An 18,835-nucleotide genomic window follows, 5' to 3' on the forward strand; every position below is an offset into this window, starting at 1 on the left:
CGCCACCAACTCCTTGAAAAGGGGCGTCGTTAACGCGGCGCCCCTTTTTGCTTTAACGACAGGGCGTTAGGTCCGGACGCCGAACCGCTCACCCTGTTCATTGAGCCGCCACCCCCTTTTTGACACTGTGTCAAAACGGAACAAACGGCGGGGTGGCGCGAACCACCTCGGCTAAACACGGGGTGGGGAAAAATTGGTTAACCAGAAGTTTCTCGGGCTCACGGGCCTGATGCTCGCCAGCGCGTTCGCGCTCGACCTTGGTGCCACGCCGGCTTCGGCCGCCACGATGGCCAGTGCGGCGGCCGCTGCCAAGGCGACGAGCCCGCACCGCTATGTCGATGTCGCCGCGTCGGCCGCGCTCTACCAGGTCGAGGCCGCCAAGCTCGCCGAGCGCCGTGCGCGTTCCTCGAAGGTGAGGGCGCTGGCCAAGGCACAGAAGGATGTCGGCTATGGCATCGGCGGCCAGCTGAGCTGGGCGGGGCGCCGCGTCAACGCGCTGCCCGACAATGTGCTGACCGCCAAGCACCAGCGCATGCTCGATACGCTCGCGCGCTCGAGCAATTTCGATGCGACCTACCTCGCGCAGGCCAAGGCCCTCGTGCCCGAGATGCGCCAATTCCATGAGAGCTATGCGACGAGCGGCGGCTCGGCGACGCTGCGCCCCGTGGCCCAGTTCGGCGCCGCCAAGATGCGTGACCAGGAAGTCGCGCTCCAGCGCCTCAACTAGGCGCCAATTCCCCGCCCCTTGCCCGCTCCCCCTGTTGGAGTAGGGTGTCGGAACGACAAGCAGGGGACGGGGCATGAAGAAGTTTCTTGGCATCACGGCCGGCGCGATGGTGCTGGCGGGCTGTGCATCGAGCCAGCCGGCGGCCGCACCGGTCGCGGCGGCAGCCTCGCCCGCGGCCGCGGTCAATCCGGGGGTGATCCTCACCGCCGCGCGCTTCGTCGATGTCGCGGCATCGGCGGCGCTTTACGCCATCGAGGCCGCCAAGCTGGCCGAAACGCGCTCGGGAGACCGTGACGTGCGTGCGCTCGCGGCGATGCAGAAGGCCAATGGCGAGGGGATCGGCGGCCAGCTCAGCTATGCCGGCCGGCGCGTCAACGCGCTGCCCGACAATGTGCTGACCGCCCAGCACCGGGCGATGCTCGACGAATTGCGCTATGCGCGTGATTTCGACGCGACCTACCTGGCGCAGCAGCAACGGATGGTGCCGCTGATGCGCCAGTTCCACGAGCAATATGCACGGCAGGGCGATTCGCCCACGCTGCGTCCGGTGGCGGAATTCTCGGCGGAGAAGCTGGCAGCGCAGGAACGCGCACTCGGCCGCATCCGCTAGTCGTCGCTGTCTTCGGCACCGGCCCTTTCGGCCTTGGCGCGGGCGAGCGCCTCGTAAGCGAGCGCGAGATGGCCGGCGACGCGGGCCTCGCGGCCACCCGCCTTGTCGCATGCACGCACGCGGGCCTGTTCGGCCTGCGCCGCGAAATAGTCGCCGTCTTTCGGTGCCATGCGGGCCAATATACAGGAGTGCGGGCTCGCGCCTAAGGGCGCGACTCGGGAGCCGGTCGCGCCGAGCCTGCCCTTCGTCGAACGCTGACGGAGCTTTTGCGGCTTCCCACGCTTTGCCTCTTTGAAAAACAGGTGCTAGGGCGCGCGGCATATCGCGCGCACGACCGTTGCCGCGCACCACGGACACGAACCTCAAAGGAGCCTCCATGACCGCCACCGGCCAGGACAGCCTGAACAGCCGCTCGACCCTCGAGGTCGATGGACAGACCTTCCATTATTACAGCCTCGAGAAGGCCGCCGAGACGGTCGGCGACGTGAGCCGCCTGCCTTTCTCGATGAAGGTGCTGCTCGAGAACATGCTGCGCTTCGAGGACGGCAAGACGGTCACGAAGGAAGACGTCCAGGCGATCGCCGACTGGCAGAAGGAACAGCGCATCGACCGCGAGATCCAGTACCGCCCCGCGCGCGTGCTGATGCAGGACTTCACCGGCGTTCCCGCCGTGGTCGACCTTGCCGCGATGCGCGACGGCATCAAGGCGCTCGGCGGCGATCCGCAGAAGATCAACCCGCAGGTCCCCGTCCACCTCGTCATCGACCATAGTGTCATGGTCGACGAGTTCGGCACGCCGATGGCCTTCGAACAGAATGTGGCGCGCGAATATGAGCGCAACAAGGAGCGCTACGAGTTCCTCAAATGGGGCAGCCAGGCGTTCGACAACTTCAAGGTGGTCCCGCCGGGCACCGGCATCTGCCACCAGGTGAACCTCGAATATATCGCCCGCGCCGTCTGGTCCTCGAAGGATGCCGACGGCAACACGGTCGCCTATCCCGACACGCTCGTCGGTACCGACAGCCACACCACGATGGTCAACGGCCTCGGCGTGCTCGGCTGGGGCGTCGGCGGGATCGAGGCCGAAGCGGCCATGCTCGGCCAGCCCATCTCGATGCTCGTTCCCGAGGTCGTCGGCTTCCGTCTCGACGGCAAGCTGTCGGAAGGCGTGACCGCGACCGACCTCGTGCTCGTCATCGTCCAGATGCTGCGCGAAAAGGGCGTCGTCGGCCGGTTCGTCGAATTCTACGGCCCCGGCCTCGACAACCTGTCGCTCGCCGACCGCGCGACCATCGCCAACATGGCGCCCGAATATGGCGCCACCTGCGGCTTCTTCCCGATCGACCAGCGCACCATGGATTATATGGAGCTGTCGGGCCGCGGCGACCAGATCGGCCTCATCAAGGCCTATGCGCAGGCGCAGGGCATGTGGCGCGATGCTGGCACCCCCGACCCCGTCTTCACCGACACGCTCGAACTCGACATGGCCTCGGTCGAACCGAGCCTTGCCGGCCCCAAGCGCCCGCAGGACCGCGTCGCGCTGTCGGCGATGGCGAGCGAGTTCAAGAAGCTGCTCGACACCCAGTATGACGGCGGCAAGAAGGGCGCCGACGTGGCGGTCGAGGGCGAGGACTATGGCATCACCGATGGCGATGTCGTGATCGCCGCCATCACCAGCTGCACCAACACCTCCAACCCCGACGTGATGATCGCCGCGGGCCTCGTCGCCAAGAAGGCGCGTGCGCTCGGCCTGACCCGCAAGCCGTGGGTCAAGACCAGCCTCGCGCCCGGCAGCCAGGTCGTCACCGACTATCTCGACAAGGCCGGCCTGTCGGACGATCTCGACGCCATCGGCTTCGATCTCGTGGGCTATGGCTGCACTACCTGCATCGGCAATTCGGGCCCGCTGCCCGCACCGGTCTCGAAGGCGATCAACGAGAACAACCTCGTCGCCTGCTCGGTGCTGTCGGGCAACCGCAACTTCGAGGGGCGCGTGTCGCCCGACGTGCGCGCCAACTACCTCGCCAGCCCGCCGCTGGTCGTGGCCTATGCGATCCTCGGCAACACCCGCGAGGACATCACCACCTGCGTGATCGGCCAGGACAAGGACGGTAACGACGTCTACCTCAAGGACATCTGGCCCTCGAACGAGGAAGTGCGCGCGCTGGTCGACGCCAACGTCAACGCCGAGATGTTCAAGTCGCGCTATGCCGACGTCTACAAGGGCGACGAGCGCTGGCAGGGCATCGAGGTGTCGGGTGGCGACACCTACGACTGGCCGGCCTCCTCGACCTACATCCAGAACCCGCCCTACTTCCAGGGCATGGGCATGGAGCCGGCTGCGACCAGCGACATCGACGGCGCGCGTCCGCTCGCCATCTTCGGCGACTCGATCACCACCGACCACATCTCGCCGGCCGGTGCGATCAAGCTCGACAGCCCTGCGGGTGCGTATCTGCAGAAGCACGGCGTCGAACGCGCCGAGTTCAACAGCTATGGCGCGCGTCGCGGCAACCACGAGGTCATGATGCGCGGCACCTTCGCCAATATCCGCATCAAGAACCAGATGCTCGACGATGTCGAAGGCGGCTACACCAAGGGCCCGTCGGGCGAGGTCGAGCCGATGTACGATGCCGCCATGGAATATATGGCCAAGGGCACGCCGTTGATCGTGCTCGCGGGCAAGGAATATGGCACGGGTTCGAGCCGTGACTGGGCCGCCAAGGGGACCATCCTCCAGGGCGTGCGCGCGGTCATCGCCGAGAGCTTCGAGCGTATCCACCGCTCGAATCTCGTCGGCATGGGCGTCCTGCCGCTCCAGTTCTTGGACGGCGAAGGGGCGGGGAGCTTCGGCTTCGACGGCTCGGAGACCTTCTCGATCTCGGGCCTTGCCGGCCTCGAGCCGCGCCAGGACGTGAAGGTCACCGCCACCCGCGCCAATGGCGAGACCGTCGAGTTCACCGCCAAGTGCCGGATCGACACCTATAACGAGCTCGAATATTTCAAGAATTCGGGCATCCTGCACTACGTCCTGCGCAAGCTCGCGGCGTAAGCATGACGATGTGGCGCCTCGCTCTTCCCTGCCTCCTCCTCGCCGCCTGCGGTGAGAGGGAGGGGGCGAGCGAGGCGTCCACCATCGCCGAAGCGCAGGTCGCGGCCTCTGTCGTGGCGCTGTCCGCGACGGAAGCGGCGGCGATGCGCGAGGCGCCCGAACCGCCGACCTTCATCGACGTGCGCACGCCCGAAGAATGGGCCGAGGGACATGTCGAGGGCGCACGGCTGATGCCGCTCGCCGACTTCGACCCCGCCGCCTTGGATGGCGAGAATGTCGTTCTCTACTGTCGTTCGGGGCGCCGTTCTGCGGAGGCCGCGACTATGCTGGCCGAACATCGCGGCGAGAGTGTCGCGCATATGGACGGCGGCTTCATCGCCTGGGCGGACGCGGGCTATCCGACGGTTACGCCGGAGGGCTGATCGCTTCTTCCAGCCAGTCGGGCAGGAGCGCCTTGTCCGGTACCGCGTCGATCCGCGCATGGACGACCGACAGCCCGGCTTCCGGATAGGAGGCGCGGGCTTTTTCGTGCATGCCTTCGACGACGAACAGGCGGCGATTGACCTTGGCGCGCCAGTTCATGCGTGCGGTATTTTCCTGTCCGACGAAACAGCCCTTGTTGAAGGCGACCCCGTTGAGCTCGCCCGCATTGCATTCGAGCCAGAGGAGATCGCCGAGTTCGGGCTGGCCCTCGCAGATGTTGAGGCGGAGGCGGTGCTCGCGATAACCGGTGGCGGGATCGGCCGCGGGGGCCAGCCAGCGGCGACCCATCGCGGGGTGGCGCGGATCGGCATGACCGTCGTCGCCATCGGGGCTCCAGTGCACGGCGAGGCTGTCGTCCTCCGCTATCTCGATCTTGCGGCGCAGACGATACATGGTGAGGCGTTTCGCCAGCGCCTCGGCCTCGTCCGCCGCGACATCGATGAGCATGTCCTCGCCATCGACCCACAGGAAGAAGTCGGCGATGGCCTTGCCCTGCGGGGTGAGGAGCGCGGCCCAGCTCGGGCCCTCGTCGGCGATGCGATTGGTGACGAGCTTGTCGAGAAACTCGCGCGGATGATCGCCCGAGAGGCGGAGGAGGGTGCGGTCGGTCAGGGTCGTTGCGGGCATGGAGCTTGAGCTAGGTAGCGCCGGCTCCTAAGGCAAGCGCCATGACCGAGACGATCACGATCCGCCGCCCCGACGACTGGCACCTCCACCTGCGCGATGGCGCGATGATGGAAGCGGTGCTGCCCTATACCGCACGCCAGTTCGCGCGCGCGATCGTGATGCCCAACCTTGCCCCGCCGGTGACCACCGCTGCCGCCGCTGCGGCCTATCGCGAACGCATCCTCGCGGCGCTGCCCGAGGGGATGGACTTCACCCCGCTGATGACCGCCTATCTCACCGACGATACGGATCCGGACGATCTGGCGGCGGGGTTCGAGCAGGGGATCTGGGTCGCGGCCAAGCTCTATCCGGCGGGCGCGACGACCAATTCGGCGAGCGGCGTGACCGACATCCGCAACATCGACCGCGTGGTCGAGCGGATGGAAAAGATCGGCATGCCCTTCCTCGCGCATGGCGAGGTGACCCATGACGAAGTGGACATCTTCGACCGCGAGGCGCGCTTCATCGAGGAGGTGGCGATCCCGCTCCTGAAGCGGCACGAGGGGCTGAAGTTCGTGTTCGAGCATATTACCACCCGCGATGCCGCGCAGTTCGTCGAGGCGGGCGATGCACGGATCGCCGCGACAGTCACGCCGCAGCATCTCCAGATCAACCGCAACGCCATCTTCAAGGGCGGCATCAACCCGCATGCCTATTGCCTTCCGGTCGCCAAGCGCGAGGAGCATCGCCTCGCGGTGCGCAAGGCGGCGACGGGCGGCTCGGGCAAGTTCTTCCTCGGCACCGATTCGGCGCCGCATGCGAGAAGCGCCAAGGAAAGCGCCTGCGGCTGCGCGGGAATCTTCAATGCGCCCTTCGCGCTCGAGGCCTATGCCGAGGTGTTCGAGGAAGAGGGTGTGCTGGGTCGCCTCGAAGCCTTCGCCAGCCTCGACGGGCCGCGCTTATACGGCATGGCGCCCAATGAAGCGACGGTAACGCTGGAGAAGGTGGAGACCCGCGTGCCTGGCACGATCGATGGCGGGACCGAGCCGGTCGTGCCCTACCGCGCCGGCGGCACGATGGGCTGGCGCCTAAAAGCCTAGCGCTGGCAGCTGTCGATCCATCTGGACTCGGTATCGCCGAGGACATGGTCGAAGTGGCGCTTGACCGAGGCGTAGCATTCGCAGGCGCGATGCTCGAGCTCGTCGCGGTCGGTCACGGTGACGATGCCGCGGCGATAATGGATCAGCCCTTCGTCCTGGAGCTGCTTGGCGACCGCATTGACGCTGGTCCGCTGGACCCCGAGCAGCGCGGCGAGCGCGCTCTGCGTCAAAGCCAGCTCGTCGCCGGCACGGTCCTGCGCGGTCAGTAGCCAGCGCGCGGCGCGCGCCTCGATCGGGTGAAAGGCGTTGCAGGCGACCGACTGCATGATCTGCGCGAGGAGGGCATCGGCATAGCGGCAGAAGAGGTCGCGGATGACGAGGCTGTCGCGCTTGGCCTTCTCGATGGCCTCCATCGGCACGGCGAGGACGCGGCCCGCCACCTGCACCTGCGCGCGCGTGTAGGCGGGCAGGTCGCCGCAGCTGACGATGCCGCCGATGGCGCCTTCCTGTCCAATGGTGGCGACCTCGACGCGCCTCCGGTCATCGACCTCGACGAGAAGCGAGACCATCATCGGCAGCATCGGGAAATAGGTCCGCTCGATGTTGCGGCCGCTCTCGAACAATACCTCGCCCGAGGCCAGGTCGATGGCCTCGCCCGCCTCCTCGATCGCCTCGCGCTGGGCGGCGGGGAGCATGTCGAGCAGGGCGTTGCCGGTCGAGGGCGTCTCCTCGGGGCTGGCGGGCGGCGGCGAATAAGGCATGGGTCCCTCTCTTCATGCGCAAGGCTCCGCGCCCTCGAAAAGAGGTCGCGGTGGTCGGTTGGCCAACGGTTTGCCGAAGAAAAAAGGTCCGAGCGTCGATCACTGCCCGATCAACGGTTGAACTGCTGCGCGATCCTCGCTAGATGCGCCGCTCAGCCCCCGATTATCGGGATGCGGAGACGTGGGTGAGTGGCTGAAACCAACGCTTTGCTAAAGCGTCATACGGGTAATCCCTGTATCGAGGGTTCGAATCCCTCCGTCTCCGCCATTTTCTTTCCTTCACGAACAGTGGCTTGATCGCCGGACGGCAGTGCGTCCGACGCGATAGGTCGTGCAACCGACATAGGGCTTTGACGTTCTAGGGGGCAGGAGGTGCGCTGCACGTCATGTCCGACCTGCCCGTCGAATTGCACGACTATATCACCGGCTCTTCGCTGGCGCTGTCGGCGTCGCCGGTCGGGGTGGAAGATCATCCGTTGCGGGCGGTCAGCGACGGCTTCTGCCATCTCACGGGGTTTGGGCGCGACAAGGTCATCGGCAGGAACTGTCGCTTCCTCCAGGGAGGCAAGCGCGAGCAGGAAGGGCTCGGCAAGCTGCGCGCCTTTCTCGCGAGCAAGGGACGGGGCATGTGCCGCGTCAACCTCGTCAATTTCCGCGCCGACGGCACCCCCTTCATCAACATGCTCACGCTGACCCGGATCTGCGACCATGACGGCAAGGACTGCTTCCTGTTCGGCAGCCAGTTCGACATTGGCCGTGCCGAGGTCGATGAGGCCGAGGAATTCGACGGGCAGTTCCGCGACGTGGCCGAGCGCGTGAAGAAGCGGCTCGATCCGCACAAGCTGTCGATGGTCGGCAGCGTCTCGGCGCTGGCCAATGCGGCGAGCGCGATCGCCGAGGCCAAGATGCTGGTCTCGCAGCTCGAGGGCGCCGACCGGCTCTACTGACGCGACACCGGCTTTGGGGCAGGTGGATCCTTAGGGGCTTGGCGACAACGATACGCCTGCGTATCAATGGCGCCATGTCGGAAGGGACGCGTAGCATCGACGTGAGTAAGCAGCAGGGTAGCGAGGCCAAGGAGCCTCCGGTGCCGATCATCGGCGTAGGCGCCTCCGCAGGCGGCCTCGAGGCGCTGCGCGAGATGTTCAGTTCGGTCAAGGACCGCACGGGCATGGCCTTCGTCATTGTCCAGCATCTCGACCCCGATCACGAGAGCCTGATGGCACAGCTGATCGCGCGCGAGACCGCACTGCGGGTGACGCAGGTAGAAGGCGGCGAGGAGCCGCTGCCCGACCAGGTCTATGTGATCCCGCCCGGCAAGGCGCTCGCGCTGCGCGAGGGGAGGCTCATGCTCGAGCCCTTCGATGCGCCGCGCGGCCAGCGCCGCCCGATCGACGATTTCCTCATCAGCCTCGCCGAGGAACGCGATCAGTTCGCCGCGGGCGTGATCCTGTCCGGCACCGGAGGCGACGGCGCCATCGGGCTGCGCGCCATCAAGGAGCATGGCGGCCTCGCCATCGCGCAGGAACCGACCAGCGCGCGCTATGACGGCATGCCGCTGTCGGCGGTGGGGACCGGCATGGTCGATTTCGTCCACGAGCCGAGCGACATCGTCGAGGAGGCGCGCGACTATTTCGAGCGGCTCAAGGGCTCGAGCATCTACAATCGCGAAGCCAGCGGCATCGTCGGCCATATCGACAATCTGTGCGCCACGCTGCGCGACGCGGTCGGCCATGATTTCACGGGCTACAAGCGCTCGACGCTGGAACGCCGCATCGCGCGGCGCATGCAGGTGCTCGGCATCGAGCAGGCGTCCGAATATGTCGACCTGCTCGGCGCCGACCGCGAGGAATGCGAGACGCTGTTCCGCGACCTCCTGATCAACGTCACCAAATTCTATCGCGATACCGAGCATTTCGATGCGCTGCGCAAGGGCGTGGTCGAGCCGCTGGTCGCGGCCAAGGAGCGCGACACCGAGATCCGCGTCTGGGTGCCGGGCTGTTCGTCGGGCGAGGAAGCCTATACGATCGCGATGCTGCTGTCGGCCGAGCTGGAGGCACAGGGCAAGCGCGCCGACGTGCAGATCTTCGCCACCGACATCGACGAGGCGATGCTCAACATCGGGCGCGAGGCGCGCTATGCGCCGGCCGCGCTCGTAGACCTGCCGACCGACCTGCGCGAGCGTTACACGGTGAGCCATGGCGACCATTTCACCGTGTCGCCGCGGATCCGCGACATGGTGCGTTTCTCCAACCACAGCATCATCAAGGATGCGCCTTTCTCGAAGCTCGACTTCGTGAGTTGCCGCAACCTGCTCATCTATTTCGGCGACCGGTTGCAGCAGGCCGTGATCCCGCTCCTTCATTATTCGATCGTGCCGGGCGGCTATCTCATGCTGGGTCCCTCGGAGACGATCGGGCGCTTCGAAGACCTGTTCGAGCCGATCGACCAGAAATCGCGCCTGTTCCGCCGCAAGAGCGGGCGCGGCACCTATCCGACTCATCTGGCGACCGGCCACGACCACCGCGCCCAGCGGCAGGTCCGGCGCACGCGGCGCATGCGCCACGACCGCAGCTGGGAGGACGATGCCGCGCTCAAACGCCTCGTCGACCGCTATTCGCCCGCCGCGATGGTGCTCGATCCCAATGGCGAGATCCTCGCCAGCTATGGCCGCCTGTCGCGCTATTTCGAATTTCCCAACAGCCAGACGGGCGAGGTGAGCGCGACCTCGCTGGCGCGTCCCGGCCTTCGCGAGGTGCTGGTGCCGCTCCAGCACGAAGTCCGGCTCGAGCACAGCCGGGTCGTGGCGCGTGACGTCGAGGTGCGCAGCGAGTTCGGTTCCCAGAAGATCAACGTCATCGCCGACCCGCTGCCCGACGGCAGCTACCTGTTCGTGTTCCGCGAGACCGCCGACTTTCGCGCCGAGCTCGACGAGGACCTCGTCGAACTGGGGCCCAATGACGGGCAGGTGCAGATCCTCGAGGACGAGCTCCGGCTGGCGCGCCATCGCTTGCGCTGCACGGTCGAGGAACTGGAGACGGTCAACGAAGAGCTCAAATCCTCTAACGAGGAAATGATGAGCATGAACGAGGAGCTCCAGTCGACCAACGAGGAGCTCACCACCGTCAATGACGAGCTGAAGTCGAAGGTCGACCAGCTCACCATCGCCAATGCCGATTTGAAGAACTTCTTCGAATCGACCCGGCTCGCGGTGGTCGTGCTCGACGGCGACCTCAATATCCGCAGCTATACCGAGGCGGCCGAAGAGCTGTTCCCGCTCAAGCCAGCCGACCGTGGTCGCAAGCTGGAGGAAATGACCTCGGAGCTGACGAGCGACCGGTATCTCCAGGATGCGCGAGCCGTGTGCAACGGCAGCAGCGCGATCGAACGCCAGCTCTACAGCCGTGATGGTCGCGCCTATCTGCTGCGCGCCATGCCTTATCGCGTGCTCGACGGCAGCGTCTCGGGCGTCACGCTCGTCTTCACCGACATCACCGAGGCGCAGGCGCTCGAGGCCGAATTGGCGCAGGAGCGCGAACGGCTCAAGTTGGCGCTCGAGGTCGCGGGCATCGGCGTGTGGGAATATCTGGTCGAGGAGGAGAATACCCATCTCGACGAGGCGGTCGAACGCATGTTCGGGCTCGAGCCCGCCGACAATCACGATATCTCGGCGGTGATCTCTGCCATCCACCCCGATGACCGATCGCGGGTCGAGGCGGCGCTGCGCCGCGCCATGACCGGTGAGACCGATTATCATTCGACCTTCCGCGTGCTTGATCCCGACGGCAGCATTCGCACACTGCGCGGGCTAGGGCGGCTGGTCTCGGGCGAGTCACCGCGGCGACTGGTGGGGGTCAATTTCGACATCACCAGCGAAGCCGAGGGCAATGCCATGCGCGAGCTCCTGCTGCGCGAGATGAACCACCGCGTGAAGAACCTGTTCGCGGTGATCGGCGGCTTGACCAGCCTGGCCGCGCGCTCGAGTCAGGATGTCGGCGAGATGGCGCGCACGCTGCGCGAGCGCATCGCCGCGCTCGGCCGTGCCCATTCGCTCACCAATGCGAGCGCCGAGGATGGCAGCGACCTTGGAAAACTGGTCGGTGCCGCGCTGGCGCCCTATGCCGATCACGACGGGCTCAAGATCGGCGGCGATGCGGTGAAGATCCGCCAGAATGCCGTTTCGGGACTCGCCTTGCTGCTTCACGAATGGGCAACCAATTCGGTCAAATATGGAGCGCTCGCGGACCCCGAGGCGCGCCTTTCGGTCAGCTGGTCGCTGCGCGAAGACGGAGGCATTGGTCTTTTTTGGGAGGAAAAGCTCAGCCGGACACGGAACGCCGCGCCGCATGGCGGGTTTGGAACCACATTGGTCGATGTGTCTGCCCGCCAGCTCGGGGCAACGGTCGAGGAAGAAAGTAGCGAGAGGGCATTCCGATTAGCGTTGAACCTGCCAGCAGCCTGTCGTCCGGCGACCACTATCGAATCCTCGTCGTAGAGGACGAGATCCTCATCGCGATCGATATCCAGCACACGCTCGAAGATGCGGGCTATGAGGTGATCGGACCGCACGAGAATGTTCGCGACAGCCTCGCCACCATCGACCTCGGCAAGCCCGATGCGGCGATCCTCGACGTCCAGCTTGACGGCGAGGACGTCTTTCCCGTTGCCGAACGGCTAAAGGCCGACGGCGTGCCGATCGTCTTCCATTCGGGCCATGCCGAACCCGCCCAGCTCGCCGAGCGCTTTCCCGAGGCGCGCTTCTGCTCGAAGCCCTGTACGCCCGGACTGCTCGAGGACGAACTGAAGCTGGCGATCCAGAGCGGCGCCTAGGCGCTACGCCCCTTCGGATTGATCGGGCCTGGGCGCGGCATTGCCGCCCAATGCCTGCCACAGGTTGATGCGTGCGCGCGCGGCCTGCCCCCTCGCGGCGGCAGCGCGTTCGCTGCTGGCATCGGCGGCGCGGCGCGCATCGAGCACGGTGAGGAAATTGTCGAGGCCGGCGCGATAGCGCGTGTCGGCGAGCGATGCGGCGCGCGCGGCCATCATGGCCTCCTCGGTGCTGGCGCTGGCGGCGAGGTCGGCGGCGGCGACCAGCGCATAGGCGCCCTCGACCTCGCCGAAGGCGGTGTAGAGCGCTTCGCGATATTGTTCGAAGGCGAGGCGGGTGGCGGCCTCGTCTCGGTCGATCTCGGCGGCGATGCGGCCGAAGTCGAGCAGGGGACCCGCGAGCCCCGCCCCGAGGTTGCCGACCACCGCGTCGCCGTCGAACAGCCCGCCCAGCGAAAAGGCAAGGAGGCCGAGGCCCGCCGACAGGTTGATCTGCGGGAAGCGCTGTGCAGCCGTGGCGGCAAGGTCGGCATCGGCGGCGGCGAGGCGGTGGACGGCGGCGAGGATGTCGGGGCGGGTTGCGACCAGCGCGGACGGGAGCGCGGGCGGCACTGGCGCGAGCGCCATGTCCTGGCCGTCGAGCGCGAGGATCTGCGTGACCTGCTCGGCCGGCATGGCTGTGAGGGTGACGAGGCGGCCGAGGATGGCGGCGCGCTCGAGCCCCAATGCGGCGAGGCGCGACTGGCTGGCGGCGGCCTGCGCCTCGGCGCGGTAGCGGTCGAAGCCCGGCGCGATGCCCGCTTCTTCCCGCGTGGCTGCGAGGGCGGCGAGCTGGGCAGCGGCACCGAGATCCTCCTCCAGCGCTCGGGTGCGCGCTTCCACGGTGCGCCAGTCGATGACGGTGGCGGCGATGTCGGCGGTAAGCGCGAGGCGGATGGCGGCGGCATCGGCACTCGCGGCGTCGAGGCGCAGCAGCGCGGCGCGCTCGGCATTGCGCAGGCGCCCGAAGACATCGGCGTCCCAGCGCGCGGTAAGGTTGGCGCCATAGGTGACGCGTTCGCTGTCGATGGCGAGGCTCGGCGGCAGGCTGGCACCGAACTGGTCGGGGTTCGTGCGGCTGCCGACGACGCTGGCGTCATAGCCGACCGAGGGAAGGCGCTCGGCGCCCGCGCGGGTCGCGCTGGCGCGGGCGATGTCGATCCGCGCGAGCGCCTGCCCGAGCGTGGGGTTCTGCGCCAGCGCCTTGGCGGCGAGCAGGCCGAACGCGGGATCGTCGGGCAATAGCGCGGCCACCGCGGCCTCGTCGGCGGGGGTCGCCCCGGGGGCGAGGAAGAAGCTTTCGGGCACGACCGCATCGCTGGCGTTCGGCACGGCGTCGGGGCCAGCGACGCAGGCCGACAGGGAGAGCGCGCTGGCGGCGGCGAGAAGGGCGCGGGCCATCACTCGCCCTCCGCCTTTGCCTTGGCGGCGGGGATGAAGGCATCGACCTGCTGGCCCACGCGGAAGGCGTCGGGGGCGTCGGCCGGCAGCGCGTAGATCAGCTGGAGGACGCGGACATCGACCCGCTCCTGCGCCGAATTGGTCAGGCTCTGCTTGGGCACGACGAGGGGTTCGGCGCGCACGAATGTGGCTGCCACCCGCTGCTCGGCGCCGCCGCGCGGGGAGACGGTGGCAGGGGCGCCCAGCTCGACGCGCACGGCCTCGTCCTCGTCGACATCGATGCGGACGTGGAGCGGGTTGGTCTCGCCCATGCGCACATAGGGGCCGCCGCCGCCCGGGCCTGCGTTGACCAGCTCGCCCGGGCGCACGTCGACGCGCAGGATCTCGCCCGCGATGGGGGCGCGGACGGTGGCGCGGTCACGCTCGGTGCGCGCGGCCGACAGGCTGGCGCGGGCGGCGGCGAGTTCGGCCTCGGCCAGCTGGCGGCGGGCGCGGGCAGCGCTGGCATTGCCCTCGGCATTGATGATCTCGGCGCGGCTGACCGCGAGCGGGTCGTCGACGCCGCGGTAGAGCGAGAGCTGGCGCGCTGCGGTGGCCTCGGCGGTGCGCGCTTCGGCAATGGCGGCGCGGGCGCGGGCGATATTGGCTTGCGTTTCGCGGATGCGCGCCTCGAGGCTGCGGGTGTCGACGCGGAACAGCGGCTGGCCCTGGCTCACGCGGTCGCCGGGGCCGACGAGCACGGCCTCGACCAGACCCGACAAGGCAGTGCCCACCTCGATGATCTCGCTCGAGGGCTCGACCACGCCCGAGCCGGCGACGCGGGCCTCGCGCGCGAGGTCGCCGGTCGCCATCGCGGGGGTCTCCTCGGCCTCGGCCATCGAGCGGTCCGGCGCCTGCACCACGATCAGGTAGATGGCGAAGGCGATGCCGACGAGGGCGATGATCGGTAGGATCTGGCGGGAGAAGGAGAGCTTGGCCATGGTCTAGTGGTCCCCAAGGTCTTGTGGCGGCATGCTGGTGCCGTCATGGGTAACGCGGCCGTCCTCGAGGACGAGGATGCGGTCGGCGAGGTCGAAGATGCGATTGTCGTGGGTGACGATGATGCAGGCGCGGTCGGGCGCGACGGCAACCTCGCGCAGGAGGTCCATCACGCGGCGGCCCGACGAAGCATCGAGCGCGGCGGTGGGCTCGTCGCAGACGACGAGCTTGGGTTCGTGGACCAGCGCACGGGCGATGGCGACGCGCTGTTGCTGGCCGCCCGACAATTGGCTGGGGAGCTTGTCGGCCTGGTCGCCGATGTTGAGCTTCTCCAGCATCTCGCGCGCGCGCTCGCGCGCCTCGAGGCGGGGCATGCCTTGCGCGATCAGCGGCACGGCGGCGTTGGAGGCCGCATCGATGGTCGGAATGAGGTTATACTGCTGGAAGATGAAGCCGATATTGTTGAGGCGGAAGTCGACCAGCTGGCGGTCCGACAGGGCGTAGATGTCGGTGTCGAAGACACAGACGCTGCCTTCGGTCGGCCACAGGATGCCGCACATGATCGAGATGAGCGTCGTCTTGCCCGAGCCGCTCTCGCCGACGAGATAGGTGAGCTCGCCCTTGCGGATGTCGAGGTCGATGCCGTGGAGGACACGGATGGTCTGCTGGCCCGCCTCGAAGTCGCGGGTGATGCCGCGCGCCGCGATGGCGGCGCCATTGGCCTGCGCCCCGCTCATCGGAACACCGCCGCGGGTTCGGTCTTTAGGACGCCGCGCAGCGCCACCCAGCCGGTGAGGAGGATGATGAGCGTGACCGAGACGAGGCTGATCACGGGGATCTGCCACGGGGTGTAGAAGCCCTTGAAGGTGGGATTGCCCGCGAAGGCCTCGATGAAGATGGCGGCGCCGAGAAGGCCGAGGCCGTAGCCGATGATGCCGACCATCCCCGCCTGCGCGGCGACCATCGCGCGGATTCGGCCATTGTGGACACCGATCGCCTTCAGCGCGCCGAACTGCTTGATATTGTCGCGGATGAAGAGGCTGAAGGTGAGGCCGACGATGGCCACCCCGACGATGAAGCCCAATCCGACGGTGATGCCGAAGTTCAACGGAATGCCGGTGTTCTCGATGATGAAGTCGATGCCGTCGCGGGCGAATTGGTCCCGCGTGCGCGCGCGAAGGCCGGTCTGCTCCTCGATGGCGGCGGTGAGCGCGAGCGGGTCGACCCCGTCGGCGGCCTTGACGAGGATGAAGCTCAGCCGGTTGCGCTGCCCCGGGACATAGCCGAGCGCATTGGAATAGCGGGTCGTCAGCGTGACCTGGCTGGTGAAGGTGGGGATGCTGTCGGTGACGCCGCGGATGACGGCGCGGCGGTCGTTCAACTCGAGCCGCTGGCCGATGAAGTCGAAGCCTTCGGGGAAGAGGCGGGTGGCGCCGACATCGTCAATGAAGACCGCATCGGGGCTGGCGAGCAGGGCGCGGTCGCCCTCGATCATGTTTTGCGGCAGGCCGATGAGGGTGGTGTCGTCAACCCCGATCACGGTGACGCCCTCGAGATCGCCTTCGGGCGTACGGATGGTCGCGCCCGAGCGCAGATGCGGCACCGCCCATTTGACGCCCGGCACGCCGCGAACCTGGTCGAGGGCGGTAGCGGGCATGGGATAGGCCACGTCTGGCGTGCGGCTCACCTTGTCCATCACCCATATGTCGTTCGAGCGAATGTCATAGACCGCGCTCGCGCCGCGCTCGAGGAGGTTGACGAAGATCGTCAGCTGCTGGGTGATGAGGAGCGTCGAGAAGGCGATGCCGAACAAAAGCCCGAAGAACTTCTGCCGGTCGCCGGTCAGCATGCGGATCGCGATCCAGATCATGAGCACCCGATCATCGTCAGTGGCGGCCTTTCTTGCCTTCCGGCGGAATCACGCATACTTTGAACGATAGCGTTCAATTGAACGGAGCCGTTCATTTTGTCAACACCACCCAAAGGGAAGGGGATGCGCCCCTCGTCCGAAGCCAAGCGTGCCGCCATCGTCGAGGCGGCGGCGCGGGTGTTCTTCGAGGCGGGTTACGAGGCGGCTTCGATCGAAGCCATCGCGGCGGCGGCGGGCGTATCCAAGGTGACGGTCTACAATCACTTCGGTGGCAAGGAGGCGCTGTTCAAGGCGTCGGTGCAGGCCGAATGCGCGCGGATGGAAGCGGCGATGGCGATCGATCCGGCTGGCCTGCGCCGCCCGATCGAGGAGCATCTGCGGCTACTCGGCGAAAGCTTCCTCGCCTTTACCGCGCGGCCCGAGATGATGCGCTTCGATCGCCGCATCGCCGCCGAGGCCGATCGCGACCCCGCCATCGGCACCGCCTTTCTCGATGCGGGGCCGCGCCCCATGAAGGCGCATATGGCCGCACTGATCGCCGCCGCCGTGGAGGCGGGCGAGCTCGAGGTCGAGGACCCCGATCTTGCCGCCGAGCAGTTCGTGTCGATGGCCAAGGGGTTCGGCGAGATGGAGCGGCGCTATTGCGGCCGGAGCGATCCGGCGCGCGATGCCGAACGCATCGAGGGCGCCATCCGCACATTCATGCGCGCATATGGCAAGAGGGCCTAGCCGCAGCGCACCGGAAGGGTAGGTTCGCATCATGATCCTCGTACTCGACGAAGGCACCAGTTCGACCCGCGCGCTTCTCTTTGCCGAGGATGGCGCGATCGCCCATGTCGCGCAGGAAGAGCTGCCCGCCGCCTATCCGCGCCCCGGCCATGTCGAACAGGATCCCAAGCTCCTGTGGGACAAGAGCCGCAAGGTGATGGGCGAGGCGGTCCATGCCGCGGGCGGCGCGAACCGGGTGCGCGCGATCGGCATCACCAACCAGCGCGAGACGGTGGTGGCATGGGACAGGCAGAGCGGGGCGCCGCTCGCCCCCGCGATCGTCTGGCAGGACCGGCGCACCGCCGATGCCTGCGATGCCCTGCGCGAGGCGGGGCACGAGCCGATGCTGCAGGAGCGCACGGGGCTGCTCCTCGATCCTTATTTCAGCGCCACCAAGATGCGCTGGATGCTCGACCATCACGAGGCCGTGCGCGAAGCGGCAGGCGCGGGGCGGCTGGCGTTCGGGACGGTCGATGCCTGGCTGTTGTTCAAGCTCACGGGGCGTCATGCGACCGATGCCACCAACGCCAGCCGCACACTGCTGATGGACTTGCGCAAGGTCGACTGGGACAAGGAATTGTGCGCGCTCTTCGGCGTGCCGGTCGATGCACTGCCCGAGATCGTGCCGACGATGGGCGAGCTCGGCACCACCGACCTGTTCGGGGCGGCGCTGCCCGTTACCGGATCGGCGGGCGACCAGCAGGCGGCGACCATCGGGCAGGGCTGTCTCGAGCCCGGCACCGCCAAGGCGACTTTCGGCACCGGGCTGTTCGCGCTGGTGCCGACGGGTGAAGTGCCGGCGCGCTCGCACCACCGGCTGTTGTCGACGCTACTCACACATGATGGTGCAAGCAGCCGATATGCGCTCGAAGGCGCGGTGTTCGTGGCCGGCAGCCTGGTCAAATGGCTGCGCGACATGGCGGGTCTCGTCGGCAGCGCGGAGGAGACCGAGACGCTCGCGCGCAGCGTTCCCGACAATGGCGGAGTGACCATCGTGCCCGCCTTCACCGGCCTCGGCGCGCCGCACTGGCGGCCCGACCTCAAGGGCTCGGTCCACGGGCTGAGCTTCGGCGTCGGGCGCGCTCATCTCGTGCGGGCCGCATTGGAGGCGGTGACGATGAGCGCGCACGACCTCGGCGAGGCCTTTGCCGCCGACGGGGCGGAATGGGAGCGGCTGCGCATCGACGGCGGCATGGCGCTCAACGACTGGTTCGCGCAGGACCTCGCCGACATGCTCGGCTGTGCGGTCGAGCGACCGACCAGTGTCGAGAGCACCGCGCGCGGGGCAGCGATGCTCGCCGGCGTCGGGGCGGGGCTGTTCGCGGACCTCGGGGAGGCGCTCGCGATGCAGCCGGCGCGCGACCGCTTCACCCCCGCATTGGGCGCGCCCGAACGCGCGACCAGGCTGGCGCAGTGGCGCGCCGTGATGGAGCATGCGCTGGGCCGCTGAGGCCGCCGCGACTCGCCCCCGCCGACAGCATCCGAGTCGCGCCGAAAGTCGGGTCTCCGACACGGCAATGCGGACTTTTGTTTCGTTTCGGGACGTGCCTTTTCGAGATTCTTTGGCAATGCGCGGGGCCCGCCCGCCAAGCACAAATTTAACTGCGACTTTT

The 18,835-nt window shown here is 67.5% G+C and carries 17 protein-coding genes and 1 tRNA gene; 11 read left to right on the forward strand and 7 right to left on the reverse strand.

Annotated elements, in window-relative coordinates; translation table 11 throughout:
* Positions 1-229 precede the first annotated feature (229 nt).
* Both NUW81_RS09060 and NUW81_RS09065 read left to right on the forward strand, forming a co-directional pair.
* Positions 230-727 (forward strand): DUF4142 domain-containing protein, encoded by a 498-nt coding sequence (locus NUW81_RS09060; protein WP_245112567.1) that lies wholly within the window; start codon positions 230-232, stop codon positions 725-727.
* A gap of 73 nt (positions 728-800) precedes the next feature.
* Complete coding sequence (locus tag NUW81_RS09065) at positions 801-1,337, forward strand: DUF4142 domain-containing protein (protein ID WP_245112569.1); 537 nt, start codon at positions 801-803, stop codon at positions 1,335-1,337.
* On the opposite strand, the gene NUW81_RS09070 is transcribed toward NUW81_RS09065, so the two are convergent.
* Positions 1,334-1,507 carry a hypothetical protein gene (locus NUW81_RS09070; RefSeq protein ID WP_245112570.1) on the reverse strand — a complete coding sequence of 58 codons (174 nt, stop codon included), beginning with the start codon at positions 1,505-1,507 and terminating at the stop codon, positions 1,334-1,336. The two genes, NUW81_RS09065 and NUW81_RS09070, sit on opposite strands and share 4 nt — an antisense overlap.
* A gap of 206 nt (positions 1,508-1,713) precedes the next feature.
* Between NUW81_RS09070 and acnA the strand changes: the two genes are divergently transcribed.
* Together acnA and NUW81_RS09080 are read left to right on the forward strand one after the other, a co-directional pair.
* Complete coding sequence (gene acnA / locus NUW81_RS09075; protein WP_245112571.1) at positions 1,714-4,389, forward strand: aconitate hydratase AcnA; 2,676 nt, start codon at positions 1,714-1,716, stop codon at positions 4,387-4,389.
* Between the two features lie 2 nt (positions 4,390-4,391).
* Positions 4,392-4,811, forward strand: coding sequence for a rhodanese-like domain-containing protein (locus NUW81_RS09080; RefSeq protein WP_245112572.1), 420 nt, complete (start codon positions 4,392-4,394; stop codon positions 4,809-4,811).
* Here the strand turns inward: NUW81_RS09080 and ygfZ are convergent.
* Complete coding sequence (gene ygfZ / locus NUW81_RS09085) at positions 4,795-5,499, reverse strand: CAF17-like 4Fe-4S cluster assembly/insertion protein YgfZ (protein WP_245112573.1); 705 nt, start codon at positions 5,497-5,499, stop codon at positions 4,795-4,797. The two genes, NUW81_RS09080 and ygfZ, sit on opposite strands and share 17 nt — an antisense overlap.
* Before the next feature lie 41 nt (positions 5,500-5,540).
* Here ygfZ and pyrC point away from each other — a divergent pair, with 41 nt between their 5' ends.
* On the forward strand, positions 5,541-6,578 hold the full coding sequence (pyrC, locus tag NUW81_RS09090; protein ID WP_245112574.1) for a dihydroorotase: 1,038 nt from the start codon (positions 5,541-5,543) through the stop codon (positions 6,576-6,578).
* On the opposite strand, the gene NUW81_RS09095 is transcribed toward pyrC, so the two are convergent.
* A complete protein-coding gene (locus NUW81_RS09095) occupies positions 6,575-7,339 on the reverse strand; it encodes a Crp/Fnr family transcriptional regulator (protein WP_245112575.1) in 765 nt (254 codons plus the stop codon). The two genes, pyrC and NUW81_RS09095, sit on opposite strands and share 4 nt — an antisense overlap.
* Positions 7,340-7,514: 175 nt before the next feature.
* On the opposite strand from NUW81_RS09095, the gene NUW81_RS09100 reads away from it, so the two are divergent.
* The 4 genes from NUW81_RS09100 (at position 7,515) to NUW81_RS09115 (ending at position 12,169) form a co-directional block, all read left to right on the forward strand.
* A tRNA-Ser gene (locus NUW81_RS09100) sits at positions 7,515-7,607 on the forward strand.
* A gap of 118 nt (positions 7,608-7,725) precedes the next feature.
* Positions 7,726-8,286: a PAS domain-containing protein gene (locus NUW81_RS09105; protein WP_245112577.1), complete on the forward strand. Its 561-nt coding sequence runs from the start codon at positions 7,726-7,728 to the stop codon at positions 8,284-8,286.
* 74 nt (positions 8,287-8,360) lie between these two features.
* Complete coding sequence (locus tag NUW81_RS09110; protein ID WP_245112579.1) at positions 8,361-11,834, forward strand: CheR family methyltransferase; 3,474 nt, start codon at positions 8,361-8,363, stop codon at positions 11,832-11,834.
* Positions 11,835-11,860: 26 nt separating this feature from the next.
* Complete coding sequence (locus NUW81_RS09115) at positions 11,861-12,169, forward strand: response regulator (RefSeq protein ID WP_245113769.1); 309 nt, start codon at positions 11,861-11,863, stop codon at positions 12,167-12,169.
* A 3-nt stretch (positions 12,170-12,172) separates the two neighbouring features.
* Here NUW81_RS09115 and NUW81_RS09120 read toward each other — a convergent pair whose 3' ends face one another.
* From NUW81_RS09120 to NUW81_RS09135, 4 genes are read right to left on the reverse strand one after another with little or no spacing between them, the layout of a single operon-like run.
* Positions 12,173-13,606, reverse strand: coding sequence for an efflux transporter outer membrane subunit (locus NUW81_RS09120; RefSeq protein WP_245112582.1), 1,434 nt, complete (start codon positions 13,604-13,606; stop codon positions 12,173-12,175).
* Positions 13,606-14,586, reverse strand: coding sequence for an HlyD family secretion protein (locus NUW81_RS09125; protein WP_245112584.1), 981 nt, complete (start codon positions 14,584-14,586; stop codon positions 13,606-13,608). The genes NUW81_RS09120 and NUW81_RS09125 overlap by 1 nt, the downstream gene beginning before the upstream one ends.
* 3 nt (positions 14,587-14,589) lie before the next feature.
* Positions 14,590-15,321: an ABC transporter ATP-binding protein gene (locus NUW81_RS09130; protein ID WP_245112586.1), complete on the reverse strand. Its 732-nt coding sequence runs from the start codon at positions 15,319-15,321 to the stop codon at positions 14,590-14,592.
* Positions 15,318-16,454, reverse strand: a complete 1,137-nt coding sequence (locus NUW81_RS09135; protein WP_245112588.1) for an ABC transporter permease — start codon at positions 16,452-16,454, stop codon at positions 15,318-15,320. Before NUW81_RS09135 ends, NUW81_RS09130 begins: the two co-directional genes overlap by 4 nt.
* A gap of 123 nt (positions 16,455-16,577) precedes the next feature.
* Here NUW81_RS09135 and NUW81_RS09140 point away from each other — a divergent pair, with 123 nt between their 5' ends.
* Positions 16,578-17,183 carry a TetR/AcrR family transcriptional regulator gene (locus NUW81_RS09140; RefSeq protein ID WP_245112590.1) on the forward strand — a complete coding sequence of 202 codons (606 nt, stop codon included), beginning with the start codon at positions 16,578-16,580 and terminating at the stop codon, positions 17,181-17,183.
* Between the two features lie 31 nt (positions 17,184-17,214).
* Positions 17,215-18,672, forward strand: coding sequence for an FGGY family carbohydrate kinase (locus NUW81_RS09145; RefSeq protein WP_245112591.1), 1,458 nt, complete (start codon positions 17,215-17,217; stop codon positions 18,670-18,672).
* Positions 18,673-18,835: the final 163 nt, after the last annotated feature.

This window comes from Sphingomicrobium aestuariivivum, assembly GCF_024721585.1.
Lineage (GTDB): Bacteria > Pseudomonadota > Alphaproteobacteria > Sphingomonadales > Sphingomonadaceae > Sphingomicrobium > Sphingomicrobium aestuariivivum.